Here is a 1501-nt window from a genome sequence, read left to right as displayed (position 1 = left end):
GGACGAGGCCGAACTGGCGCGACGCCGCGCCGAACAGGATGCCCGCGGCTGGAAGCCGGCCGAGGCCCGTCCGCGCAAGGTCAGCAGCGCCCTCAAAGCCTATGCCCTGCTGGCCACCAGCGCCGACAAGGGCGCGGTGCGCGACACCGCCCTGCTCGACGGCTGACGTGCTCACTCCGCCGGGGGCGACAACGCTCCCGGCAAGCGGTCCAACGGGCTGAGCAGACCACCCGCACCGCGTCCCAGCACATGCGTATAGATCTGCGTGGTCGCCACGTCCTTGTGCCCGAGCAGTTCCTGCACCGTCCGGATATCGTGCCCGGCCTCGAGCAGATGGGTGGCGAAGGAATGACGCAATGTGTGCGCCGACACCGGCTTGTCGATGCCCACCTGGATGCGCGCATTCTTGATGGCACGTGACAGCACCGCGTCATCCACATGATGGCGCCGCTGCACGCCATCGCGCGGATCAACACTGATGCGCTCGGCCGGAAACACGTACTGCCAGCCGAACTCGCGATCCGCATTCGGATACTTTCGCTTCAGCGCATAGGGCAGCCACACCGCCCCCTGCCCGGCGAGCAGGTCATGTTGGTGCAGCAAACGCGCCCGCTCCATTTCCTTGCGCAGCGATTCCAGCAGGCTGCGCGGCAACACCGTACGCCTGTCCTTGCCGCCTTTGCCATCACGGATCAGGATTTCCATGCGTGACAGGTCCACGTCCTGTACCCGCAGGCGCAGGCATTCCATCAAGCGCATACCGGTGCCATACAGCAGACTGGCCAGCAACCACGGGCGGCCGTCCATCGCCAGCAACAGGCGCTGCACTTCCTGCGGCGACAACACCGTCGGCAAGCGCTTGGGCCGCTTGGCCCGCACCACGCCCTCCATCCACGGCAACTGCGTGCCCAACACTTCGCGGTAAAGAAACAGCAATGCCGACAACGCCTGGTTCTGCGTGCTGGCGCTGACCTTGCCCTTCACCGCCAACATCGACAGAAACGCCGCCACCTGCTCGCCGGCCATCTCGCGTGGATGGGCCATGCGATGGAAACGGATATAGCGCACGATCCAACCGACATAGGCCTTTTCCGTGCGCAGGCTGTAATGCTTCAGGCGCAGGTGCCGGCGCACCTCATCCAACAACCTGGGCTTGCCTGCCGTTGACGCTGCGGCGTCGGCGGGATGAGCCGCGATTGGCGGCAGCAGGTGCGGAACGATCCCCCCGCGCTTCACGGCAGCCTTGCATTGCGGTGATTTCCCCGGAGTCCCACCGGCATTCCCCGCCCCGCCGGTGTCTGCTGCACGCCGCTGATATCCCTCGTTTCCGGGTGGATATGACATATCGCTTCGCTCCCGCTGATATGCACCCCAGTCTGGGGAAGCATCAAGAACGGGGAAATGAGATAAGTAATTGACTCAACGTAGGATTTCCCCGTTGACAGCCAACCAGCCCAGCCCGAGTATGCCGGCATATCCCCGTTTTCGGGGTCTACTTAGA

Annotated in this window: 1 protein-coding gene; it reads right to left on the bottom strand. The window is 64.4% G+C overall.

Annotated features, from left to right (window positions below):
- Positions 1-171 precede the first annotated feature (171 nt).
- Entirely contained in the window at positions 172-1134 is a 963-nt protein-coding gene (locus JCM9942_RS15735) for an integron integrase (protein WP_275043994.1), read from the bottom strand.
- Positions 1135-1501 lie beyond the last annotated feature (367 nt).

Source organism: Stenotrophomonas pictorum JCM 9942 (genome assembly GCF_001310775.1).
Lineage (GTDB): Bacteria > Pseudomonadota > Gammaproteobacteria > Xanthomonadales > Xanthomonadaceae > Stenotrophomonas > Stenotrophomonas pictorum.
Note: the sequence above shows the minus strand (reverse complement) of the source record. Positions and strands in the feature narration are given on the sequence as shown.